We start from the raw sequence: 23,148 nt of genomic DNA, 5'->3' as shown, positions 1-23,148 counted from the left end.
CTCATCGTTGGCCTGACAAGTTGGTCTAACAAGGGAGCGCGGATGCACGAGAACTGGCTACAGCTTCTCCTGGCCGAGGCATCCACCGAGGAACTGATCGAACACCGCGATCAGTTGGCCGCTGGGTCAGGCCCCGAGGTCGCCGCCGAAATCGAGCGAGAAGCCCGATCGGCACTTCAACTACGAAGTCTCCTGGCTCAGCGCCGACAGCGCGCCACCGAACTCGGGGCACTCAACGACATCGCGTCGCTGCTGACCACGATGCACGATCACCACGCCCTCCTGCAGGAGATCGTGGATCAGGCCAAACGACTACTCGGCGTCGACCTTTCGTACCTTGCTCTCATTCACGACGACATCTTGATCATCGAAGTCACGAGCGGTGCGTACACCTCCCAATTGCTCGGCCTCACGGTTCCCTTCCGCGAAGGTCTGATCGGTCGCGTGGTCGAGAACTCTTCTCCTGCTTGGTCTCCCGACTACCGAAACGATCCCTCGTTTGCACACATCGGACCGGCCGACGACGCAGCGCGAGCCGAGAACATGCGCGGCCTGCTGGCTGTGCCGCTGACTTTGAACGGCAAGATCCTGGGTGCCCTGTGCGCGTGCAAACGTCAGGAGCGTCGATTCGGCAACGAAGAAGTTGCGTTGCTGTCCGCCCTCGCAGCCCATGCCTCGGTGGCCATCGAGAATGCCCGTTCTCTCGAACGCTATCGCGCGACGGTTGCGGAAGTGAACGCCGCGAACACCGAACTTGCCGAACGCACAGCACTTCTCGAACAGACACTGACCTGGGACCGATCGCTCACACAAGTTGTCCTGCGCGGCGGTGGAGTCCGTGAACTCGTGGAGGAAACCTCGGCGTCGACGGGTTCGCCGGTGTTCTTCGTGACCGGAACATCCGAGATTCCACCGGGACTGCAACGGGTGAGCGAGAGCGTGCATCGGGTCTTCGACATCTTTGCCGCCGACCGACGCGAGCAGGAGGTGACGCTGATCGTCGGTGAGCAGTTCCTGTTCGCCACCGAAGTACGCAGTGCCGGTGACCAACTCGGAGTTCTGTTCCTACTCTCGCGCCAGGAACCCACCGCCGCCATGAGATTGGCACTCGAAAGGTCAGCTCCCGCCATTGCGCTGGCACTGGTCGGCGAACGGGCGGCCAGGGAAGCTACCCGTCGGGCACGCGACGCATTTCTGGTCGATCTGATCACCAGGCCTGCGCCGACGCCAGCCGAGGTCACCGGTCAGTTCCGCCTGGCCGGGCTCAATCCTGACCGCTCGTACACCGTCGTGGTGGCCCGCCCGGCCGACGCCGTCGACCGTACGCGTCGCAGTATCGAGGAAATTGCATTCCCGTCAGGAACCGTTGTTGCCGAACATGGTTCACGAGTCATCACACTGATTCCCGGAATGTCACCGGCAGCAGTTGCGGCGGCGTGGGTGCAGCCGGCGGAGAACCCGACCGTCGGAATCGCCGATCCGGCGGTGGGAGCGGAAGGTCTGGCGCGAGCGTATGTCGAGGCGCAGCACACCGTCGACGTCCTCGAGACTCTCGGGCGGGCCTCCCACGTGGAACCGGCAAGTTCACTCGGCATCTACCGAATTCTCCTCAGCCGCACCGGCCGCGAAGAACTGGAAGCCCTGACAGAGCGTTCCCTCGGTCCTCTCCTCGAGGAGGAGCAACGACGCGGCGTTCCGCTATTGGACACCCTCGCGTCGTACCTGTCACACAATTGCAAGCACTCCGCGACCGCCGCCGCGCTCGCGATTCACGCCAACACTCTGTACCAACGGCTCGAGTCGATCGACAGGTTGATCGGTACACAGTGGCGTCAGCCGGACCAGGCGCTCGATCTTGCGCTCCTGATTCGGCTGCGTGCCAGTGCCGGGAAACTCGGTCAGATCTGAGCGGGCTTGCTCGATCGCTTTGCCAGTGCCACCACAAGGATTGCGGCACAGAGCATCACGGCGCCCACCACCCACAGTCCTGCCTTGGCATTTCCGGTCACATCGGTGAGCCAGCCGGTGATGTACGGAGCACCGAAGCCCGACGCGTTGCCGATCGAGTTGATCATGGCGATGCCCGCGGCCGCGCTGGCACCCGTCAGGAACGTGGTGGGAAGGTACCAGAATACGGGGAGTGCACACAGCACGCCGACGGCGGTGAGCGAGACCGCGATCATGACGGTGAACGGTGAATCCAGGTACAGCGCAATCGGAATGGATACCGCGCCCAGGAGCGTCGGGGCTGCAACGTGCCACATTCGTTCACCGGTCTTGTCGGAATGGCGGCTCCACAGCACCATCGCGACAGCGCCGATCGCGTAGGGGACGGCCACGATCAGGCCTGTCTCGACGAGCGAGAAATCGGTGTTGAACGTCTGCTTGAATCCCGCGACGATGCTGGGCAGGAAGAAGCTCAAAGCGTAAAGGCCGTACGTGATTCCGAAGTAGACCAGACCGAAACCGATGACGCGGGGATCACGCAGGGTTTTGCCGGCCGACTGGTGACCGGCGTCGCCGAGTTCTTTCTCCTCGTCGGCCATCGACTTCATCAGCCAGGTGCGCTCCTCGAGGGTCAACCACTTCGCGTCGGCGGGACGGTCGGTGAGGTAGAACCAGACGACAAACGCCAAGATCACGGCGGGCAGACCCTCGATCAGGTACATCACGCGCCATCCGGCGAGGCCGAACAGGCCGTCGCCGTACTGGATGATGGCCGCCGAGAGCGGGGCACCGAGCGCCGACGAGAGCGGAAGTGTCAGCAGGAACAAGCCCATCAGGCGTACGCGGTACTTCTTCGGGAACCAGAAGGTCAGGTAGAGAAGAACTCCGGGGAAGAAGCCGGCCTCGGCGATTCCCAGCAGAATGCGGAGGAAATAGAGGCTACCCACGTTGGGCACGAATGCCAGCGCAGCGGCGAGGATGCCCCAGGTGAGCATGATCCGCGCGATCCACAGCCGGGCGCCGAAGCGGTGCAGGGCCAGGTTGCTCGGCACCTCGAACAACAGATAGCCGACGAAGAAGAGTCCGGATGCGAGCCCGAACATCGTCTCGGTCATACCGAGGTCGGCGCTCATGGTGAGCTTGGCGAAAGCGATGTTCGTACGATCCAGATAGTTCACGAAATAGAGCAGGATCAGGAAGGGAATCAGCCGGCGCGCTACCTTCTTCACCACGCGAGTTTCGATCTCGCTCGGCGCAACCCCACCGTCAGTGGTGGTGCTATCGGTGGAGGTCATTGCAGGGGTACTCCTCGGAAAAGGTCAGCGTTGCTATCTACGAAGTGACTCAAGCCACAGTAGAAGCACGACCGAGCCCAACCTATGTGGACAATCTCTACAGAAGCCGTCTCTGCATGTGCGATTGCTCCCAAAGATCCGACAGATGATCCCGGGCAGCCCGACGAACGTCCCTGAACAGTCGAAGGCGACAAACCCGTCTGAGCTGGGGGTTTAGAGCTACGAGCACCAAGTCACTGGCTAGTGTTGTCGGCGAAACAGCCAGAGCAAGTGCGGACGCACCGCGTGACTTGAAGGACAGAACATGACGAAGTTGGTTCGGACCACGATGACCCGCCGGTCCTCCACCGCAGTCGCTGCCACCATCGCGGCGGTCGCTCTATTCGCCTCCGCCTGCGGCAGCGACTCCGACAAGACCAACTCCGACAAGAGCGCTGCCGGCGCCTCGTCCGCTACATCCTCGGCCACCGTCGGCGGGAAGACACTCGACGCCAAATTCGAGACGAAGTGCGCAAAGGACGGCGGCACGACAGTTATGACACTGCTCGACGCGGAAAATGCCACCTACGGCATGTTGACCGTCTCGGCCATCGTCGATGAATCCGGCACGGTTCAGACTGCTGGAATCGCCGGAAGCGAGGGTGGATCGAACGGTCTGCCGTACACCGCCGGATACGCACCAGGCCTGCCCGGCGGATCTGCCAGTGCCAAGCAGGACGGCAGTACCTTCGTGGTGACGGGCGAGGGAATCGGCGCCCGGGACAAGGGCAACCCGACGGCGACGTCGAGCTTCGAGATCACATTCGCCTGCGAGTCCATCATCGGCGGCTGATCCATAGAACGGCTGGGCCCTAGGATTCTTGCTAGCTGATTCCCAGCTGTTCGCGCAGTTGGACGACGCGGAGCACGATGACTCCCAACGTCACCACTGTGACGGCACCAAAAGCGATCCAGCCGATCCGCACCGCCTTCACGCGGTTCTCACCGGCGCCCAACCACTGTGGGGCGTACAGGAAGGCAGCGGCCGTTGCAGCACCTGCCACCAGACCTCCCGCGTGACCCCAGAACGAGATCCCGGGCAGCGAAATGCTGATGATCACATTGATCGCGATCACCGAGATGATCGGGACCGGGCTTCGACGCAAACGCAATAGAAGGACGGCCTGTGCGCCCATGATGCCGAAGATCGCACCCGACGCCCCAGCAGTCCAGGACAGGGCCGTGAGCGAAGAGAACACCGGCTGGAATGCCATCACCGAGGCGGAACCGCCGAGAAGCGAAACCAGGTAGATGCCGATGTACCTCGAGCGGCCCATCACGATTTCGGTGTCGCGGCCCAGGATGTAGAGGGCGTACATATTGACCGCGAGGTGCAGGATTCCGAAGTGCAGGAACCCGGAGCCGATGAGCCGGAACCAGTCACCGCTGGCGACCAGACCCGGATTGAGTGCCCAGTTCGCGAAGATCGACGAGCCGACCTGATTGTTCATGATGCTTCGCGACTGCGCGAAGGTGGCGAGGAACGCCAGGACGTTGAGCCCCATCAAGGTGTACGTCACGATCGGGATCGCACGGGCGGGGCTCACGGTGTTTCCGGCGACGCCCCGAACGGGGCGGACATCGCGTTGGCCGGCAGCTACACAGTCAACACATTGGTATCCCACCGCCGCCTCGCGGAGGCAGTCCGGGCACGCCGGACGTCCACAACGATTGCAGGAAAGTGCGGTGGGTCGATCTGGATGGCGGACGCACCGCGGTTGGGGCGGGATGCCCTCACTCGCACCGCCGCCCCAACCGGGGTTCGTCATCTGCTTGTTTTACCTGTTCAGGAGATGGTGATGCTGTTGATCACGACGGGCTCGACCGGACGATCGCCACGATCGACGGCGGTGGAGGAGATAGCGTCGACAACCTTCTTGGAATCGTCGTCGAGAACCTCACCGAAGATGGTGTGGCGACGGTTCAGGTGCGGCGTCGGGCCGGTGGTGATGAAGAACTGCGAGCCGTTGGTTCCCGGGCCTGCGTTGGCCATGGCCAGCAGGTAGGAGCGGTCGAACTGCAGTTCCGGGTGGAACTCGTCACCGAACTTGTAGCCCGGGCCGCCGGTGCCGGTTCCGGTGGGGTCGCCACCCTGGATCATGAAGCCGTCGATGACGCGGTGGAAGATGGCACCGTCGTAGAACGGGCCGGTCTTGGTGCCGGCGGCGTTTGCGGTGGTGTACTCCTTCGAGCCGTCGGCGAGGCCGACGAAGTTCTCGACGGTCTTCGGCGCATGGTTGCCGAACAGAGCGATCTTGATGTCGCCGCGGTTCGTGTGCAGCGTTGCGGTTGCGGTCTGATGAGTTGAAGTCACACCACCATCGTGCCATTGCCGGCGTTCTCGCGGATGTCGCCCCGCAAAAGTCTCCCTGTCCTCGCCCCACTGTTATGGCACAGTGAAGTCATGACACGAGTGACCGAGTCCCTCAGCACGCAGTTGCCCGACACCTTCGATCACGCGCGCGCCCGCGTCGAGGACACCTTCGACGAGACTGCCGCCTACCTCGAAGAGACAGCGGCTCGCATCAAGGAGTCCGAGGCAGCCGACAACGCTCGCCGCATCGCTGCGGTGGTCGCCACGTCGGTCGCTCGCGGCGCTGGGCAGGTCGGGTTGTTCCTGGGTCGTCAGGGCAAAGTCCTCGCCAAGAAGGGCGTCGAGCGCGCAAAGGCTATCCCCACGAAGTCCGCGGAACGCACCGAGAAGCCTCGCGGCCGCAAGCGCGTCACCGTGTTCGTCATCGCCGGTGTCGCGGTGATCGGTGGCGCGGTGTTCTTCAAGAGCCGCCGACGCGAGCATCCGCCGGTCGCTTCCGCACCCCCTCGCCTCGAGGAGAACTCGGCCGAGAAGACCGCTTAGTCGACATACGAAAAGCCCCGGAACAGATTGTGTTCCGGGGCTTTTCGATGTTCACATTCAGCAGTTGGACGGTGCCGGGACGTTGTTGAAGCGATCGATCATGTATCCGATGGATTCGGGGGTACCCACCAGGTACGGCGTCGCGTGATTGATTGCCAGTCCCGGAATGATCGGGGGCAGTTCGTTGACGGAGAACTGCACCGTTGCACCCTTGCCGCACCAGTCTCGCGCCAGTTGCTGCCCCTGGCCGAACGGAACGATGTCGTCGGAGCGGCCATGCTGAATGAGCACGGGCGACTCCGGCGTCAGCTTGCCGATCTTCTGCTCGTCGAGGATTGCCTGCGCCATGGGCAGACGCGCCAGAACTGCGGAGAGTGATTCACCGGAATTGGTGAAGCTCGACGACTGCTGGAAGCCGAACTGCAATCCACTTTCGGCGACGCACTGGTTCTTGGTGGCGGCCAACATCTGTCGGCCGCGATCGTTGATCTCGGCGTCGAGCAGCGGCTGAACCTCGGGGTACTGCGCAAGGATCCCGTTGAGCGCGTATCCGATCACTCCGGTGAGGAACGTGCCGTCGACCTGCTGCAGCGTCGCCGCCAGATCGGCGGGCGGTGCACCTGCGTACGAGCCCTTGAGATCAAGCTCAGGAGCATACGACGGCTTCAATTCCGTTGCGGCAGCGGCAGCTCCACCACCTTGCGAGTAACCCCACAGTCCGACGGGGCCGTCGGCGGGAATGCTCGTGTTCGGGAGTTGCTGAGCGGCTCGCACCGAGTCCAGAACGGCGTGCGCTTCGGCTTCACGGTTGACGTAGGTGTGATCGCCCGGAGTTCCGAGGCCCTCGTAATCGGTGACGACGACGGCAATGCCGTTGAGCAGCAACGTGTTCACCCAGATGGACTCGTAGCCGACCATGACGTCCGTCGGGAACTGGTACTCGATACCGGTGTTGAACAGCTTGGACGGAGCGCATTGATCGCCCTGCCCGTGCGTTCCCACCGCTGCGGCAACCAGTGGACGCGCCCCCTGCCCGGTCCACGGGTTCGACGGTTCGAGATAGGTGCCCGTCACGGCAACGGGGGCGCCCTTGGCGTCCTCGCTTCGGTACATGATCTTGGTGGCGGTTGCCGGCCACGCACCGTTCGATCCGGGCACGCTCAGCAGCAGTGGTGACGGCTCACTCTTGATGAGATCTCCGTTGGCACCTGCCGGAAGCTCGACCGGCGGCGTGTAGAAATCCGCCGGCTCCGCCGTTGCGGCAGGGGCCGTCACAGCACCCATGACCAGTGCCGCGACGGAGACCCCGGCCGCCCACCATGCTCTGCTCTTCACGTTTCGATCTCCCCACGTTCGCTTGCGCTGTGGCTTGGCACACAGCGAACGCAGAGTAACACATACCTCACGTAACACTTTTTCGTGAGGTTTTCGCCTTAACAGGCTGAAATACAACCGTTTACGACTACTTCGTGGGCTCCAGATTGGTGGTCAGCAGCGCACGAAGCTTGTCGGTATCAGCAGAGGTCCAGGCCTCGGGGTGCAGGATCTTGGCCCACATGTCCGCTGCATCCTCGCCGTAATTGTGACCGTGCCCGGACGGGACGTCAGCCGAGAAGACCATGTCGAGGGTTACCTGCCAGAAGGTCACGAGAGGAACCCATGTCATTCCCGGATCCACGTCGCGACCCAGCGGTTCCTTGAGCCAATCCGGCTTGTTGAGCAGCAGGTCGAAGGACCACCACGTGATCGGGTCGCTGGCGTGCTGCCAGTACACGATGCGATCGTCGTCCCAGTCCGACTTCAGCTCCAGATCTTCCGGATCACCGGCAAACCGAATTGCCTGGCCACCGTCGATCACCGGCAGAATCTCCGGTGAGCCCGAGTCACGACTGTCCGTGATTTCCTGCCACTGAGCAGTGAAGTTGGGGGTTCCGACCCACAGTGCGCCGTCGACGCGCGTCATCATGTCCTGGGCGCCGGCGAATGCGGCCTGGCCACCGTAGGAGCCGAGGCTCTCACCGAAGACAACCAGTTCGGGTCGCGTCTCAACGGGCAAGTCGATCCACTTGGCGTAGACCGCGTTGAACAGCGCGCGGCCGGCGATCATCGGCGTCTCACGGTCGGCGATGAAGGCCAACGGACTCGGAAGGAACGAGTACTGCATCGACGCGATCGCCGTGTCCCCGCCCTCGACGTACTCGAACGCCGACGCGACGTCCTCGTTCACCCAACCGCGACCGGTGGTCGTGACAACTGCGAGAGTTCCGCGGTCGAATCCGCCGGTGCGCTCCAACTCGTCGACGACCCGCTGTGCGACACCGTTGATCGAGTCCGAGGATTCACGTCCGGCATACACCCGGATCGGTTGCTTCGCTTCACGTCCGGTCAATGCAGAGATCTCGGCTGCGGTGGGACCGCTACCCATGAAGGTGCGCCCCTCCTGGCCGAGAGAATCCCAAGCCTCGGCGGACATCGGCGAACCGCTGCGCTCTGCAATCATGGGCTGTTCGATGCCGTCCGGTGTTTCGTGATCCGCACCGGAGAAACTCCAGTTCGCGAAGGCGATCAGCCCGTTGTACAGCGCACCGTTCACGATGAAGATGCCGAGGGCGAAGATGACGATCAAGCTGCCGACCTTCGCCGCCTCGAGGGGAACGAACCGTAGTGCGACGGCGGTGAGCTTGTTGGTGGTGAACCGAAGACCACGGCCTGCCTCGAGCAGGATGAACCAGATTCCGAGCGAAATCATCAGCACCAGAAGATAATTCGCTTGATTGGTGCGTGGAGCTTCCACGAGATCGCGAACGATCTGCTGCCACCACGAACCGAGGACCAAGAACGTCGGCACCAGAATGACGGCCGCGACCAACAGGATTCGCCAGCCGATCTTCTTGGTGCGATCCGACCACTGCGGTTCGACGCCGCACTTGCGGATCATCCAGGCAACCGTCACGCCGACGCCGTATCCCATGGCGAGCGAGATGCCCGTCGCAACGCCCTGCAGGTACCACGCGCGCGGCAACAGGGACGGACTCATCGACCAGGTGAAGAAGACCAGAGCAAAGGCAAGCCCGACCGGGTGCAGCGTCTTGCAGTAGAGGCGCAGCCGTTCCCACACACGTTTCATGCCGGAATCGTATGCGCCCCGTGCCCGAATCAGGTCACGAGGCGCACACGCGTCCAGTCTGTTTACGGGGCGAAGCGCAAAATCGCGGCAACTGCGCCGCCGCCCGGAATGTCCTCCGCGCGAACAGCGAGCACCCGCGCACCCGTCAGGAGCGCACGACGAGCGATCTCGTCGACGACCCCGTAGGTGCTTCCGTTGGTCGACTCACCGGTCGTGAGAGCGCCCGTCTGGGGATCGAGACTTCCGGGTACGACGGAATCGATGTCGATGAAAACGGTGTCGACCTGTCCGTACGTCGCGGCTGTTGCCACGTCGGCGACGTCCGTCTGAGTGCGTCCCTGTTCCGTGCGCACATTGAAGGTGTCCCGCACCGCCGCCAGCTGCTCGGCATGGAAGTCGTCGAGCGCCGGACGCGAACCGTCCGCCACTTCCTGCGTCGACAAGGCTTCGGGGTTTCCCTCGACGGTTTTGTCGACCAGGTGGCGGTACGAATTCACGGAGCGATACACCGACGCGATGGGTTCCGCAGCGGCCAGAATCAAGGGGACGTCACGGCCGGCGAGCACACCGCGGACCTCGTGATCGACTGCGCGGGCGTACTGATTGACGCGCAGCTTTCGGCTGTCCGAACCCGAGAGCCGACCCGCCTCGGTGCGACTGTTGATCGACGACTTGCCCGCGTGATCCGCAGCGTTCTTCGGCATTCCCTGAACACGAACCTCGTCGGCCGGTTGATCGGCGGCGATCTCGATCAGTCGCACCGAACCCTCTGCCAGAGCGAGAACAAACGCCGTCTGGGGGAACGTCACCGAACGGAGCAGTGGCTTGAGATGAAACCGATCGCTGACCGTTTCGAGCGCCTGCAGACGGTTGGGGAGGCGGAAGGTCACCAGACGGTCCGGCGTCGCGTACGTGACCAATGAGCGCGACTGGAAGCGCCAGAAATCGTCGTCGTCGTCGAGCTCTGCGTATTCGGCCTCGAACTGCTTGCGCTCGGCCGGATCCTCCACCGATGCGAGTGCCGAGCGGACCTGGTCCTTGAAGGCTATGCGCGCTTTGTCGTAATCCTGCGGCGCATCTTCAGTCGGAGTCACGATGGTGATGCAGGTGGGCCCCTCCACCTCCGCGAGTGCGGCAATTTCACCGTGGCTGGGAATGTCGTTGTGAAGCACTACGAACCTCCTGAAATTGGGTTCTCCTCACGCTACGCCCGGCTGGTTATGACCACTAGACTTTCCGGAGAATTCGGGACGAACGGTCCATAGTGGGCGCGGTTCTGGCCACCCCACTCCGAGCGAACGGCATGTTCATCGCCTTCAGTGCGCCGAAAGTACCGTTCGCTCAAGAAGGGGAGGCCACGAGTCGGGCACCGGCTGGGGCGAGCAGAGATCGGGTACATCGGCATACAAAAACACCCTCCCGGGATCCGGGAGGGTGTTTTCTTACTGTGGAGCCTAGGAGATTCGAACTCCTGACATCTGCCTTGCAAAGGCAGCGCTCTACCAACTGAGCTAAGGCCCCGTTCGGTTTTCTGACCGGAGTCAGAGTACCTAGGTTCTATCCTGTTTCCAAATCGTGCCAAACCTTGTCTCCGCGCTGACTTTTGATCAGCTTGGTGACCCCGAGAGCTACCAGAATTCCGGCCCCGACAAGCAGGAAAACCTTCATTCCAGCAACCCTTCTTCGGCACATGGGAGTGGGCCTAGGAGGACTTGAACCTCCGACCTCTTCATTATCAGTAAAGCGCTCTAACCACCTGAGCTATAGGCCCCTGAACCGATTCCAAAGATTACCCCACCGGGCCGCTGACACCAAAACGGGCCCGGCGGAGCAATGTTTTCGCAGGTCAGTCGCGGTCGGCGAGAGTTACCTCTACGCCGCCAACCAGGTCGCTGCAGAGGTTGTAGATGAACGATCCGATCGTGACGAGTGCCGTGAAAAGCACCATGTTCGCGATACCGATCAGCGCGGCGTAGCCGAACACCTGGCCGGCCGTCACCAGACCGTCGGAGCCGCCGTCGGCAACGATGTCGGTGAACGCGTTGTTCAGGCGATCCCAGACGCCCATGCCGTCGAGAACCACGTAGAGCAGTCCGACGGCCACCATCCACACGAAGAACAGCGACACCGAGATCACGGATGTGATCTTGAGCGTGGACCACGGGTCGATACGACGGATCTGCACCGTTGCGCGCAGCGGCGCACCGGGCACGACCGAAGCCGATACGGCGTGAGTTTTCTCACCCTTCACCGCGGCAGGCAACGGATGCTTGGCCTCGGAGAGGTCAGGCATGTCCTTCGGTAGATCCTTGCGATCGATGTGCCGAGTCGGCCCGTCGATCGCGGCGGCTTTTGCTTTCGGATTAGCGACCGTGGGATTGGCGACTGTGGCGTTTGCAGCCTTGGGATTTGCGCCCGAGGGTGCAACAGCCTTGGCTGCTGCCGCGCCGGCGACGCCACCGGTAGCTGCGGCAGCCGCCGTTCCCGTCACGACGGGACGTGCCGACGGGTTGCCGGCAGGACGACCCGTCTGTGCACCGGCAGCGGGGCGACCCGCCTGTGGCTGTCCCTTCGGCGCACCACCCTGCGCGGGGTTTTTGGCCGGACCACCCTGCGCCGGGCCGGCCGCTGCAGGACGCTGCGGACCCGCAGGCGGCTTACCCCCGGCAGGAGCTGCCGGTCGACCCGCAGGAGCACCAGCGCCGGCTGGGCGCGTGATGTTGGTCTGCGGCTGACTTTGCGGCGCCTGATTCTGCGGTGGCTGAGCCTTCGACGCCGGGGCCTTGGACGCCGGGTTCTGAGCAGCGGGGTTCTGAGCTGGCTGCCCCTGCGGCTGACCCGACGGCTGGGGTCCGCGTTGCCACGGCGGCGCCTGGCTGCCACGAGCCTGATTGGCAACCGGTTGCGGCGGAGCCTGACCGTCACCCTTTGCCGGAGTTACCGGCGCCGCCGGAGCCACTGAAGGAGCGGAAGGAGCTTGACCCTTGGCCGCACCCGCGGCGTCGGAAGCCCCACCCGCCGGCTTCTGAGCCGACGGGCCGCGAGGCGGCTCCGGTGCCTTGGGCGCCGGAGCTGCCTCGGAAGCTTTGGGTCCGCCGTCCGCTGGAGCTGCAGGTTTCGAGGTCTGCGGCCCCGCCGGAGCAGTTGCCTGCTCCGGCTTCGGTGGCGTCGAACCTGAAGTGCTTTCGCTCTTCTGGTCACTGCCCGGCTGGTTGGGAGTGCTCACTAGGACTCCTTAGCTCCATCGGCATTGTCTGCGTTGTCGGTGGTCTCTGCAGCGAGCTCTTCGGGCTCGTCGGCGTTGCGCGCAATCGCGAGCAGTGTGTCGCCTTCGCCGAGGTTCATCAGACGCACGCCCTTGGTCTGGCGTCCCGCCTTACGAACCTGCTTGGCAGCCGTCCTGATGACGCCGCCGCCCGAGGTGATCGCGTACAGCTCGTCGTCGTCGTCGACGATGAGCGCACCGACCAGAGTGCCACGTTTCTTGTCGTACTGAATCGTGAGCACGCCCTTGCCGCCGCGACCCTGCACCGGGTAATCCTCCATGCCGGTTCGCTTGGAGTAACCGCCCGAGGTGGCGACCAGGAGGAACGTTCCTTCACGAACGACGTTGAGCGAGAGCAGCTCGTCGTCACCGTTGAAACGCATGCCCTGGACACCGGAAGTGGCGCGGCCCATCGGACGCAGTGCCTCGTCGGTGGCCGAGAAGCGGATCGACTGGCCCTGTGCCGAGACGAGAAGGAGGTCGTCTTCGGCGGAGCAGAGGACAGCGCCGACCAGTTCGTCTTCACCGCGCAGGTTGATGGCGACGATGCCACCGCTGCGGTTGGAGTCGAAGTCGGTGAGCTTGGACTTCTTGACCAGACCGTTGCGAGTGGCGAGCACCAGGTAGGGCGCGTCTTCGTACGTCTTGATCTGGATGACGGACTGAATGCGCTCGTCCGGCTGGAAGGCCAGCAGGTTGGCAACGTGCTGACCGCGAGCGGTACGGCTCGCCTCGGGCAACTCGTAAGCCTTCGCGCGGTAGACGCGGCCCTTCGTAGTGAAGAACAGCAGCCAGTCGTGCGTCGACGTGACGAAGAAGTGCGAGACGATGTCGTCCTGCTTGAGGCCGGCACCCTGAACACCCTTGCCGCCGCGCTTCTGCGAGCGGTACAAGTCGGTCTTGGTGCGCTTGGCGTAACCGGTCTCGGTGATCGTGACGACGACGTCTTCGCGTGCGATCAGATCCTCGTCGTTGACGTCTCCGTCGGCGGCGATGATGCGGGTACGACGGTCGTCGCCGTACTTGTCGACGATTTCCTTGAGCTCGTCACGAACGATCGCGCGCTGACGCTCCGGGCGAGCCAGAATGTCTTCGAGGTCCGCGATTTCGAGTTCGATCTCGGCCAACTCGTCGACGATCTTCTGACGCTCGAGGGCGGCCAGACGACGCAGCTGCATGCCGAGGATGGCATCGGCCTGGATCTCGTCGACGTCGAGGAGTTCCATCAATCCGGCGCGAGCGATGTCGACGGTCTGCGACGCACGGATCAAGGCGATGACCTCGTCCAGAGCGTCGAGGGCCTTGACCAGACCGCGCAGGATGTGGGCGCGCTCCTGTGCCTTGCGAAGCAGGTACCTGGTACGACGAACGATGACCTCGAGCTGATGCGTCGTGTACAGACGGATCATCTGGTCGAGGCGCAGCGTGCGCGGCACTCCGTCGACGATGGAGAGCATGTTGCAGCCGAAGCTGGTCTGCAGCTGGGTGTGCTTGTAAAGGTTGTTCAGCACGACCTTGGCAACGGCGTCACGCTTGACGGTGACGACGATGCGCATGCCGACGCGGTCCGAGGACTCGTCGTGGATGTCGGAGATGCCACCGATCTTGGCGTCACGAACCTGCTCCGCGATGGAAGTGATCAGGTTGTCCGGGTTGACCTGGTAGGGCAGCTCGGTGATGACGATCGTGGTGCGGCCCTTGGCATCTTCTTCGATCTCGACGACGCCGCGCATACGAACGGAGCCACGGCCGGTGGTGTAGGCGTCCTGGATGCCCTGTCCACCGACGATGAGCCCGTGCGTCGGGAAGTCGGGTCCCTTGATGCGCTCCATGACGGCCGCGAGGGTGGCTTCCTCGTCCGCCTCGAAGTTCTCGAGCGCCCAGTAGATGGCCTCGGCAACTTCACGCAGGTTGTGCGGCGGAATGTTGGTGGCCATACCGACGGCGATGCCGTTGGAACCGTTGATCAGAAGGTTCGGGATACGGCTGGGCAGAACCGTCGGTTCCTGCGTCTTACCGTCGTAGTTCGGTGTGAAATCGACTGTCTCGTGGTCGATTTCGCGCAGCATTTCCATCGCGAGCGGCGTGAGCCTGCACTCGGTGTAACGCATGGCGGCTGCGCCGTCGTTGCCGCGGGATCCGAAGTTTCCCTGACCGTCGACGAGCGGGTAACGCAGCGACCACGGCTGGGCCATACGGACCAACGTGTCGTAGATCGAGGAGTCGCCGTGGGGGTGGTAGTTACCCATGGTCTCGGCGACCGGTCGGGCAGACTTCACGTATCCGCGGTCGGGGCGATATCCGTTGTCGTACATCGCGTAGAGCACGCGGCGGTGCACCGGCTTGAGTCCGTCGCGGACATCCGGCAGAGCGCGACCGACGATGACGCTCATGGCGTAGTCGATGTAGCTGTTCTGCATTTCCTGCTGGATGTCGACCGGTTCGATCCGGTCGTGTTGCGGACCGTCCGGTGGCAACGTGGTGTCGGTCATGAGCTCACTTTCTTAAAAGAGGGGGCAAGCCCCTGTGCGCGGAAAAGGAGTCCGGGGACTCCTCAACCGCTCACAGGGCCGCAGGCCTACACGTCGAGGAAACGAACGTCCCGGGCATTGCGGGTGATGAAGCTGCGTCGTGCTTCGACGTCTTCGCCCATCAGCACGCTGAACAGCTCGTCGGCAGCAGCCGCGTCGTCGAGCGTGACGAGACGCAGAACGCGCACCGTCGGGTCCATCGTGGTTTCCCACAGTTCCTTGGCGTTCATCTCGCCGAGGCCTTTGTAGCGCTGGATGCCGTCGTCCTTGTTGATCTTCTTGCCGGACTCGAGGCCGGCCTTGACCATCGCGTCGCGCTCGCGGTCGGAGTACGCGAATTCCGGCTGCGCACCCTTCTGCCACTTGAGCTTGTACAGCGGCGGCTGCGCGAGGTAGACCTTGCCGTGCTCGACGAGCGGCCGCATGAAGCGGAACAGCAGCGTGAGCAGCAGCGTTGCGATGTGCTGACCGTCGACGTCGGCGTCGGCCATGAGCACGATCTTGTGATAGCGCAGCTTGGCGATGTCGAACTCGTCGTGGATGCCCGTGCCGAACGCGGTGATGATCGACTGGACTTCGGTGTTCTTGAGGACGCGATCGATCCGCGCCTTCTCGACGTTGATGATCTTTCCGCGAAGCGGGAGGATCGCCTGGTACATCGAGTCTCGGCCGGACTTGGCCGAGCCGCCTGCGGAGTCGCCCTCCACGATGTAGATCTCGGACTTCTCCGGATCGTTGGAGCGGCAATCGGCGAGCTTGCCTGGCAGGCCACCGAGGTCGGTCGCGCTCTTACGACGGACCAGCTCACGCGCCTTACGTGCGGCGACGCGGGCCTGCGCCGACGAAACAGCCTTGTTCACAATGGTTTTCGCGTCGGCGGGGTTCGCCTCGAACCAGTGCGCGAGGTGCTCGTTGCACGCCTTCTGCACGAAGGACTTGACCTCGGTGTTGCCGAGCTTGGTCTTGGTCTGACCCTCGAACTGGGGTTCACCGACCTTCACCGAGATGATGGCCGCGAGTCCCTCACGGATGTCGTCACCGGTGAGCTTGGGATCCTTGTCCTTGAGCAGCTTCTTCTCGAGCGCGTACTTGTTGACCGTTGCGGTCAGTGCGGCGCGGAAGCCCTCTTCGTGGGTACCACCCTCGTGGGTGTTGATCGTGTTGGCGAAGGTGTGCACGGACTCCGAGTAGCCGGAGTTCCACTGCATTGCGACCTCGAGCTCGTGGCCGGTGCCCTTGGCGGTGAATCCCACGACCGAGTTGTGGATCGGGGTCTTGCTCTTGTTGATGTGCCGGACGTAGTCCTCGAGTCCACCGGGGTAGTGGTAGATGCGAGTCTTGGACTTACGCGGCGCTGCCTGAGCAGCTTCTTCGGCTTCTTCGGCAGCAGACTTGGGAGCCTCGGCCACCTCGGCAGCTTCGTCGTCGATGACCTCGGCGCGCTCGTCGGTCAGCGTGATGGTCAGGCCCTTGTTGAGGAAGGCCATTTCCTGCAGACGACGCGCAACGGTCTCGAAGTTGTAGCGGGTGGTCTCGAAGATCTCGGGATCGGCCCAGAAACTGACGGTGGTGCCGGTTTCCTTCGTCGGGTCGCCCTGTACGAGCTCTCCCGGCTTGGAATCGGTGTACGTCTGCTGCCACCGGTAGCCGTCGACCTTGATGTCGACGTCGAGCCGGGTGGAAAGCGCGTTGACCACCGAGATACCGACGCCGTGCAGACCACCGGAGACGGCGTAGGAGTCGGAGTCGAACTTGCCGCCGGCGTGCAGCTGGGTCAGCACGACCTCGACGGTGGGAACTCCGGAGGCGTGCATGCCGACCGGGATGCCACGGCCGTCGTCGATGACGCGGATTCCGCCGTCTTCGAGGAGGGTGACCTCGACCTTGGTGGCGTGTCCGGCCATCGCCTCGTCGACCGAGTTGTCGACGACCTCCCAAATGAGGTGGTGCAGGCCACGTTCACCGGTGGAACCGATGTACATGCCTGGACGCTTACGTACCGCCTCGAGTCCTTCGAGGACGGTGATGGACGACGCGTTGTAGTCCTTGCTGGAAGTGCTTGTATCTGACTTCTGGGCAGCCACGGGTGGGTAGCTCTCCTTCTCCGTCAATACTCGAGCGCAGCCGTCAGCAAGCCCTTGCGGGTGTCGTCGGAGCGGGTTCGAGAATGTTGCCGCTAGTTACCGTTGACCATCTTACTGGTAAGCACCGACTAGAAGCGGCCAATGACACCCCTGGCTGCGCCGCAGACGAATTTTTACGATCCCCGGAAGGTGAAACGCTAGGAACTTTGCTTCTCCGAGCGACGCTCTCTCAGGCTCGCGATAAATGCCCGCGCATGTTCGGCAACCTCGCCCGGATGTGAAAACGGCGACCAGTGTCCCGCGGCAATTTCACGTCGCTGCAGGTCGGAGACCCATTTTTCGGTGTCTTCGTATCCCACCGGACGAACGGCTTTGTCGTACTTGTTCAGAATGAGCTGAACAGGCACGTCCGTGTACCGATCCCGCGGCTTGCCGAGAGACGGCCGGATGTTCGCGCGATAAAGCTTGAGTCCGTTCACCATGTCGTCGGCGATGGTGGGCGCGGTGTTGACCACACGGGGGTCCAGACCGTCGAAGAAGCCCAGAAATGCCGGCCAGTGCTTGGAGAACCACAGACGCAACGGGAGGGTGCACAGCCCGGGAATCTGGAACAGAACGGTGTAGGCCGACGCAATTCCCTGCGCCGCTGGGCCGAGGAAACGACGCTTGGACACGCTCGCCCGGATCCACTTGCCGAGATGATCGAGATTGGGGCCCGAGATGGACGAGAACGACGCGATCTTCTCCTCGGCACCCGGCTCGCAGACCGCTTCCCACGTTTCCACAGATCCCCAGTCATGTGCCAGGACGTGCACCGGCTTGCCCGGGCTGACCGCGTCGATGACGGCAAAAAGATCGCCGGCCAGTGCGCTCAGTTGGTAGTCCTGCACCCTCGAGGGGATCGTGCTCTCACCGGCCCCGCGGCTGTCGTAGCTGACGACGCGGAAGTCATCTGCCAGCAAAGGCACGATGCGGTTCCACAATTCATGGGTGTCGGGCCAACCATGCACCAGGACGATGGTCTCGCCGTCCGCCTTGCCCTGCTCGAACACGGCCAGGCTGACGGAACCGTTGGTCACGCGACGCGCGGTCACGGCATGGACAGGAGAGTGCTTGGACATTGACTGACCCTTCGGCTGTGAATCCTTCGGATTGGGAAATCTAGAGATCGAGAACGAGACGTCCACCGTCGGAACGGGATACGCAGATGAGCATCTCCGTTTCCTGTTCGGTGTCGGTCAGACGCCTTTCGCGGTGATCGGGTTTACCCGCGAGTACCTTCACACGACAGGTTCCGCAGAAACCCTGCTGACACGAGTACCCGACACCGGGCAATGTCTTCTTGATGACGTCGAGCGCGGACTCGTCGGCGGGCACGGTGAGTACCTGACCCGAATTGACAAGCTGCACTTCGAATTCCTTGCCGTCGATCACCGGCGGAGCCCCGAACCGCTCGAAATGCAAAGCGGTGGAGGGTGTATCGCGGAAACCGCGGCGGACGGCATCGAGCATCGGCGTCGGGCCACAGCAGTACACGGCGCCGCCGACCGGCGCTCGTCCGAGAAGGTCTGTGGTGGTGGGCAATCCGAACTCGTCGTCCGGGCGCACGAAGACACTCTCGGGATCCCAGGTTGCGATCTCGTCGAGGAACGGCATGGATTCACGGGAGCGGCCCGAGTACACGAAGTACCAGTCCATCCCCAATTCTCTTGCCGCACGGACCATTGCGATGATCGGCGTGATACCGATGCCGCCGGCGACGAACAACGCGCTGCCTTCTCCGACAAACGGGAAGCCGTTGCGTGGTCCGCGTACCGTGACGTGCTCACCGGGCTGGAGAGCGTGCATCTCGATGGAACCGCCACCGCCGTCGGGGATCCGGCGCACCGCGACGCTGTATCCCGTGCGATCGGCCGGGTCGCCGCACAGCGAATACTGACGCCGCAGACCCGAAGGTAGATGGAAGTCCAGGTGCGAACCCGGATGCCACGGCGGAATCGGTGAGCCGTCGGCGGATTCGAAGCGCAGGCGAACGACGTTCTCGTCGGTTGCCACCACCTCACGTGTGCTGACCACCATGTTCATGGCCGTGTCGGGGTTGTGGCCCGCGATCTCGGGGTTGTAGTCGTAGGCCGTCAACACCCGAAGGTACTTGTCCGCCAACAACTCCGTGATGCGCATGGCGCGGTCGGGACGGTTCTTGCCGGACAGATCGGGTGGCGCCGGAAACCGCGGCAACCCGTCGTGCCCGGAGATGACGTCCTTGACCCTCGAGAGTGAAATCACCGTGCGGCCGCCTGGGCTGCGGGTGACGACGCGAGGTATTGCACCGCCTGGGCGGTCGAGCCCTCGTTACTGGGGTGATAGGACTTGCTGAAGTAGGTCGACATCCGCTTGACCAGCTCGAACGACGTGGGAACTGTGCCGCGCTTACCGGCCGCGATGAAATCGGACAGGTGGGGGCGTCGACGGCTGGGAGCCTGAGCGGCAAGCTCGGGATCGTTGCGCATCAAGAACCGGGTACCGCGAATCCACAGCCACACGATTGCGGGCGTGACGAGGATCTGGGTACGGATCCGGCGGGTCTCACGCTTGTCGAAGTAGCGCATAACGTCGTACGCGACGGCTCGGTGTTCGACTTCTTCGGCGCCGTGCCAGCGAAGGAGATCAAGCATGGTCGGGTGCATGCCGGCTTTGTCCAGTCCCTTGGCGTTGAGCACCCAGTCGCCGAGGAAAGCAGTGATGTGTTCGATGGCCGCGATGATCGCCAAGCGCTCCACCAGGTGATTCTCGGCACGCAGACCCGTCATCGGACGCGGTCCGAGCAGCTTCGAGAATGCCCACTCCATCTGCTGGGTGTACGGCGTCGGATCGAGGCCGTTTTCCTTGAGATGGACGAGGACACCCGAGTGCGCGTTGGAGTGCATCGCCTCTTGGCCGATGAATCCGACGACGTCTTCACGGAGTTTCTCGTCCTCGATCAGAGGAAGAGCTTCCTTGAAGGTCTCGACAAACCATTCCTCACCGGCGGGGAGGAGAAGGTGAAGCACGTTGAGAACGTGTGTGCTGAACGGATCGCCCGGAATCCAGTGCATGGGCAGATCGGACCAGTCGAACTCGACATTGCGAGCCTGCAACAGGATGTGATCCGGCTCGGCGAACGACGAAGCGGGTGTCGATATCTTCTGCGACATCTAGCTACTCCTTCATGCCTGCCGATCGGTGGGGAACGACAGCCTTGTGACACAGTTCACTCACTAGCGAGTTTTAACTGTAACACGAAGTAATAGGTAGAACCAGGGCCTGGTTGAGTTTTCCTCAGCCGTACGTATCGCGAGGTCCGCGGCCTTTCACATGCCTTTCTCCCTTGCGCCAGCTAGGCGCACTCGGACCGGTGATCCGCAGTGTCTTCACGACGCCGTCACCGACGGCAGCAGCGATCTTGGCCAGAATCTGGGACTGCATCATGCGCAACTGGGTAGCCCACGCCGTCGACTCGGCGGAGATGCTGAGAACACCTTCTTTCAGAGAGATCGGCTCGGCGTGCGCGGAGATGTCTTCTCCGACGACCTGCGGCCACCGACCGAGGACCGTGCCCTCGGACACCTTGGGGGACCACCCACGCGATTTGGAGATAGCGCTGGTGAGAGCGCCGAACGGCTGAGGGTCCCGCGCATCCGGGCCGGGGCCGGACCAACCGCTGCGTCGACGCGGTCGGCCACTTCCGTATTTGGGCGACGATCGCCCCTGCCCGACGGCCTTGCCGTTGGCCTTTGCCGTCGCGCGTGCCTCCTCGAGGGCACGGCGCGCCAGATCGATCCCTTTGAGCTCGGGCTCCGGAGCCGCGCTGCTGTCTTCAGTCATCGAACTCGACCTCCTGATCTGTCGAGCCTACGGGCACTATCCGGGATATCCGACCGTCTCCGGTATCGGAGGCTTCGACGCCGAACTTGGCCGCCTCGAGTTCGTCCGGTACGTCCTCGGGAACGGCGGCCGTGATCAGCACCTGTTCGGCGGTGGCTGCAACGGTGGCGAGCGCACGACGCCGACGACGGTCCAATTCCGCGAAGACATCGTCGAGCATCAGGACCGGGTCGCTGCCGTCGGCGCGCAACAGGGCAAAACCTGCCAGCCGCAGCGAAAGCGCGAAAGACCACGATTCACCATGGCTTGCAAAGCCTTTCGCCGGGCTGTCACCGAGAATCAGCTCCAGATCGTCCCGATGCGGACCGACCAGACACACTCCGCGATCGATTTCCTTCGACCTCATCTGCGCCAACTCGAGGTGGAATCTCTCCTCGAGGTACGCAACGTCGTCGATACCGGAAATCCTTGCAGGATCGGTGAATTCGGGATCCAACGAGGACCCCAGACTGCTCTTGTATCGAATCGACGCCGGCCGGGATTCGGGTGCGATGGAACGATACGACTCCGCCAGATGCGGCGCCAGATCATGGACCAACTCGAGGCGCCCGGCCAACAATTGTGCGCCGTGAGCGGCCAGATGCCCGTCCCACACCTCGAGGGTGGAGAGGACGTTGTCGGACTCACCACCACGAGAACCGCGACGCAAAGCCGCACCAGCAGTTTTGAGTAGGGCTGAGCGCTGACGCAGCACTTTGTCGTAATCCGCACGGACAGCAGCCATTCGGGGAATCCGCGACGTCAACAACTCGTCGAGATAGCGTCGACGATCACCAGGATCACCACGTACCAACGACAGATCTTCCGGCGCGAACATCACCGACTGCAAAATCCCCAGCACTTCGCGTGGGCGTCGCGTCGGAGACTGATTTATCCTGGCGCGGTTGGACTTTCCCTCGATCAGTTCGACGTCGATGGTCAGTTCGCGCCCGTTGTTGACCACCGTTGCACCGGCAAAAGCACTGGTCGAACCGCTGCGGATCATCGGTGCATCCGTGGACACTCGATGAGACGACAGCGTCGACAGATACCCGAGTGACTCGAGGACGTTCGTCTTACCGTGCCCGTTGGAACCGAGGAACACGGTTGTTCCCGGCGTGAGGTCAAGCGTCAGCGAATCCCAGGATCGGAAGTCACGCAGCGAAAATCTACGAACGAACACTTAGCTTCCAGAAGCCGAATTCTTGGGCGAGGCGCTCTTGACGGCGTGACCACCGAACTGATTGCGCAAGGCCGACACCGCCTTCATGGCCGGTGAATCATCCTGTCGTGAAGCAAATCTCGCGAACAGAGCAGCGGAGATGACGGGAGCGGGGACAGCGTGCTTGATGGCTTCCTCTACCGTCCAGCGGCCCTCACCGGAATCCTCGGTATAGCCCGTGATCTGCGCAAGCTCCGGATCCTCCTCGAGGGCGTCGACAAGCAGATCGAGCAACCACGAACGTACGACGGTTCCCTTCGACCAAGCTCGGAGCACGCCCGGAACGTCCGCGATCAGGCTTTCCGCCTCGAGGAGCTCGTACCCCTCGGCATACGCCTGCATCAGGCCGTATTCGATGCCGTTGTGCACCATCTTCGCGTAATGACCAGCACCGACGGGGCCGGCGTGGACAAAGCCGTCTGCAGCGTCGCCGTCGGGGCGCAGAGCGTCGAAGATCGGCATTGCCTTCGCCACGTCGGTCTCGGATCCGCCCACCATCAGGCCGTATCCGTTCTCACGGCCCCAGATGCCACCGGAGACACCGCAGTCGAGGAAACCGATCCCACGGGCGCCCAGAAGCTCGGCATGGACAGTATCGTCGGTGTAACGCGAGTTCCCACCGTCGATGACCAGATCGCCACCCTCGAGGGCATCCGCCAGCTCGGCAATGGTGCTCTGGGTGATGTCACCGGCCGGAACCATCACCCAGACGACTCGAGGTCCCTCGAGGGAAGCAGCGAGTTCGGCAAGTGACCCGACATCGGTGACTTCCGGTCGAGGGTCGTATCCGATCACCTCGAGGCCATGCGCGCGCAAGCGCTCACGCATGTTGAAGCCCATCTTGCCGAGACCTACGAGTCCGATCTTCATACTGTTCT

At 63.0% G+C, this 23,148-nt stretch carries 18 protein-coding genes and 2 tRNA genes; 3 read left to right on the top strand and 17 right to left on the bottom strand.

Going from position 1 to position 23,148, the window contains the following annotated elements; genetic code table 11:
- Positions 1 to 42 precede the first annotated feature (42 nt).
- Positions 43 to 1,908 carry a helix-turn-helix domain-containing protein gene (locus ACN50D_RS22935; protein WP_212634016.1) on the top strand — a complete coding sequence of 622 codons (1,866 nt, stop codon included), beginning with the start codon at positions 43 to 45 and terminating at the stop codon, positions 1,906 to 1,908.
- On the opposite strand, the gene ACN50D_RS22930 is transcribed toward ACN50D_RS22935, so the two are convergent.
- The gene (locus ACN50D_RS22930; protein WP_007729201.1) at positions 1,899 to 3,242 is read right to left on the bottom strand and encodes an MFS transporter; all 1,344 of its coding nucleotides are present in this window, start codon (positions 3,240 to 3,242) and stop codon (positions 1,899 to 1,901) included. The genes ACN50D_RS22935 and ACN50D_RS22930 overlap by 10 nt on opposite strands.
- A 304-nt stretch (positions 3,243 to 3,546) precedes the next feature.
- Here ACN50D_RS22930 and ACN50D_RS22925 point away from each other — a divergent pair, with 304 nt between their 5' ends.
- Positions 3,547 to 4,074 carry a lipoprotein LpqH gene (locus ACN50D_RS22925; protein ID WP_125050136.1) on the top strand — a complete coding sequence of 176 codons (528 nt, stop codon included), beginning with the start codon at positions 3,547 to 3,549 and terminating at the stop codon, positions 4,072 to 4,074.
- Between the two features lie 31 nt (positions 4,075 to 4,105).
- On the opposite strand, the gene ACN50D_RS22920 is transcribed toward ACN50D_RS22925, so the two are convergent.
- The gene (locus tag ACN50D_RS22920; RefSeq protein ID WP_030536709.1) at positions 4,106 to 5,050 is read right to left on the bottom strand and encodes a rhomboid family intramembrane serine protease; all 945 of its coding nucleotides are present in this window, start codon (positions 5,048 to 5,050) and stop codon (positions 4,106 to 4,108) included.
- Positions 5,051 to 5,067: 17 nt separating this feature from the next.
- Positions 5,068 to 5,595 (bottom strand): peptidylprolyl isomerase, encoded by a 528-nt coding sequence (locus ACN50D_RS22915; protein ID WP_007729190.1) that lies wholly within the window; start codon positions 5,593 to 5,595, stop codon positions 5,068 to 5,070.
- 90 nt (positions 5,596 to 5,685) lie between these two features.
- On the opposite strand from ACN50D_RS22915, the gene ACN50D_RS22910 reads away from it, so the two are divergent.
- On the top strand, positions 5,686 to 6,138 hold the full coding sequence (locus tag ACN50D_RS22910; protein WP_042453366.1) for a hypothetical protein: 453 nt from the start codon (positions 5,686 to 5,688) through the stop codon (positions 6,136 to 6,138).
- Positions 6,139 to 6,195: 57 nt separating this feature from the next.
- Here the strand turns inward: ACN50D_RS22910 and ACN50D_RS22905 are convergent, their stop codons facing one another.
- The 14 genes from ACN50D_RS22905 to gnd form a co-directional block, all read right to left on the bottom strand.
- Complete coding sequence (locus ACN50D_RS22905; RefSeq protein ID WP_212634015.1) at positions 6,196 to 7,473, bottom strand: lipase family protein; 1,278 nt, start codon at positions 7,471 to 7,473, stop codon at positions 6,196 to 6,198.
- 127 nt (positions 7,474 to 7,600) lie between these two features.
- Positions 7,601 to 9,265, bottom strand: coding sequence for an alpha/beta hydrolase (locus ACN50D_RS22900; protein ID WP_007729186.1), 1,665 nt, complete (start codon positions 9,263 to 9,265; stop codon positions 7,601 to 7,603).
- Positions 9,266 to 9,327: 62 nt separating this feature from the next.
- On the bottom strand, positions 9,328 to 10,437 hold the full coding sequence (locus ACN50D_RS22895; RefSeq protein ID WP_054828211.1) for a hypothetical protein: 1,110 nt from the start codon (positions 10,435 to 10,437) through the stop codon (positions 9,328 to 9,330).
- Positions 10,438 to 10,713: 276 nt separating this feature from the next.
- A tRNA-Ala gene (locus ACN50D_RS22890) sits at positions 10,714 to 10,786 on the bottom strand.
- A 176-nt stretch (positions 10,787 to 10,962) separates the two neighbouring features.
- Positions 10,963 to 11,036 (bottom strand) — tRNA-Ile (locus tag ACN50D_RS22885).
- A gap of 75 nt (positions 11,037 to 11,111) precedes the next feature.
- Positions 11,112 to 12,491, bottom strand: a complete 1,380-nt coding sequence (locus ACN50D_RS22880) for a DUF3566 domain-containing protein (RefSeq protein WP_212634014.1) — start codon at positions 12,489 to 12,491, stop codon at positions 11,112 to 11,114.
- On the bottom strand, positions 12,491 to 15,022 hold the full coding sequence (gene gyrA, locus ACN50D_RS22875; protein ID WP_003942463.1) for a DNA gyrase subunit A: 2,532 nt from the start codon (positions 15,020 to 15,022) through the stop codon (positions 12,491 to 12,493). Before gyrA ends, ACN50D_RS22880 begins: the two co-directional genes overlap by 1 nt.
- Positions 15,023 to 15,108: 86 nt before the next feature.
- Positions 15,109 to 17,145: a DNA topoisomerase (ATP-hydrolyzing) subunit B gene (gyrB, locus tag ACN50D_RS22870; protein ID WP_003942515.1), complete on the bottom strand. Its 2,037-nt coding sequence runs from the start codon at positions 17,143 to 17,145 to the stop codon at positions 15,109 to 15,111.
- Between the two features lie 197 nt (positions 17,146 to 17,342).
- Positions 17,343 to 18,266: an alpha/beta fold hydrolase gene (locus ACN50D_RS22865; protein WP_003942581.1), complete on the bottom strand. Its 924-nt coding sequence runs from the start codon at positions 18,264 to 18,266 to the stop codon at positions 17,343 to 17,345.
- A 40-nt stretch (positions 18,267 to 18,306) separates the two neighbouring features.
- Entirely contained in the window at positions 18,307 to 19,428 is a 1,122-nt protein-coding gene (locus ACN50D_RS22860) for a PDR/VanB family oxidoreductase (RefSeq protein WP_212634074.1), read from the bottom strand.
- Complete coding sequence (locus ACN50D_RS22855; RefSeq protein WP_007729174.1) at positions 19,428 to 20,339, bottom strand: metal-dependent hydrolase; 912 nt, start codon at positions 20,337 to 20,339, stop codon at positions 19,428 to 19,430. Before ACN50D_RS22855 ends, ACN50D_RS22860 begins: the two co-directional genes overlap by 1 nt.
- Positions 20,340 to 20,463: 124 nt before the next feature.
- Entirely contained in the window at positions 20,464 to 21,009 is a 546-nt protein-coding gene (locus tag ACN50D_RS22850; protein ID WP_003942471.1) for a DUF721 family protein, read from the bottom strand.
- Positions 21,002 to 22,231, bottom strand: coding sequence for a DNA replication/repair protein RecF (gene recF, locus ACN50D_RS22845; protein ID WP_058036936.1), 1,230 nt, complete (start codon positions 22,229 to 22,231; stop codon positions 21,002 to 21,004). The genes ACN50D_RS22850 and recF overlap by 8 nt, the downstream gene beginning before the upstream one ends.
- Entirely contained in the window at positions 22,232 to 23,140 is a 909-nt protein-coding gene (gene gnd / locus ACN50D_RS22840) for a phosphogluconate dehydrogenase (NAD(+)-dependent, decarboxylating) (protein ID WP_030536719.1), read from the bottom strand.
- Positions 23,141 to 23,148: the final 8 nt, after the last annotated feature.

The organism is Rhodococcus sp. SB1D, assembly GCF_048573875.1.
Taxonomy (GTDB): domain Bacteria; phylum Actinomycetota; class Actinomycetes; order Mycobacteriales; family Mycobacteriaceae; genus Rhodococcus_F; species Rhodococcus_F qingshengii.
Note: the sequence above shows the minus strand (reverse complement) of the source record. Positions and strands in the feature narration are given on the sequence as shown.

What these genes read in the sequence shown, in the direction of transcription:
- ACN50D_RS22935 (WP_212634016.1), top strand. Translation starts at nt 43, where the DNA reads ATGCACGAGAACTGGCTACAGCTTCTCCTGGCCGAGGCATCCACCGAG.
- ACN50D_RS22930 (WP_007729201.1), bottom strand. Translation starts at nt 3,242, where the DNA reads ATGACCTCCACCGATAGCACCACCACTGACGGTGGGGTTGCGCCGAGC.
- ACN50D_RS22925 (WP_125050136.1), top strand. Translation starts at nt 3,547, where the DNA reads ATGACGAAGTTGGTTCGGACCACGATGACCCGCCGGTCCTCCACCGCA.
- ACN50D_RS22920 (WP_030536709.1), bottom strand. Translation starts at nt 5,050, where the DNA reads ATGACGAACCCCGGTTGGGGCGGCGGTGCGAGTGAGGGCATCCCGCCC.
- ACN50D_RS22910 (WP_042453366.1), top strand. Translation starts at nt 5,686, where the DNA reads ATGACACGAGTGACCGAGTCCCTCAGCACGCAGTTGCCCGACACCTTC.
- ACN50D_RS22900 (WP_007729186.1), bottom strand. Translation starts at nt 9,265, where the DNA reads ATGAAACGTGTGTGGGAACGGCTGCGCCTCTACTGCAAGACGCTGCAC.
- gyrA (WP_003942463.1), bottom strand. Translation starts at nt 15,022, where the DNA reads ATGACCGACACCACGTTGCCACCGGACGGTCCGCAACACGACCGGATC.
- ACN50D_RS22865 (WP_003942581.1), bottom strand. Translation starts at nt 18,266, where the DNA reads ATGTCCAAGCACTCTCCTGTCCATGCCGTGACCGCGCGTCGCGTGACC.
- ACN50D_RS22855 (WP_007729174.1), bottom strand. Translation starts at nt 20,339, where the DNA reads ATGTCGCAGAAGATATCGACACCCGCTTCGTCGTTCGCCGAGCCGGAT.
- ACN50D_RS22850 (WP_003942471.1), bottom strand. Translation starts at nt 21,009, where the DNA reads ATGACTGAAGACAGCAGCGCGGCTCCGGAGCCCGAGCTCAAAGGGATC.
- gnd (WP_030536719.1), bottom strand. Translation starts at nt 23,140, where the DNA reads ATGAAGATCGGACTCGTAGGTCTCGGCAAGATGGGCTTCAACATGCGT.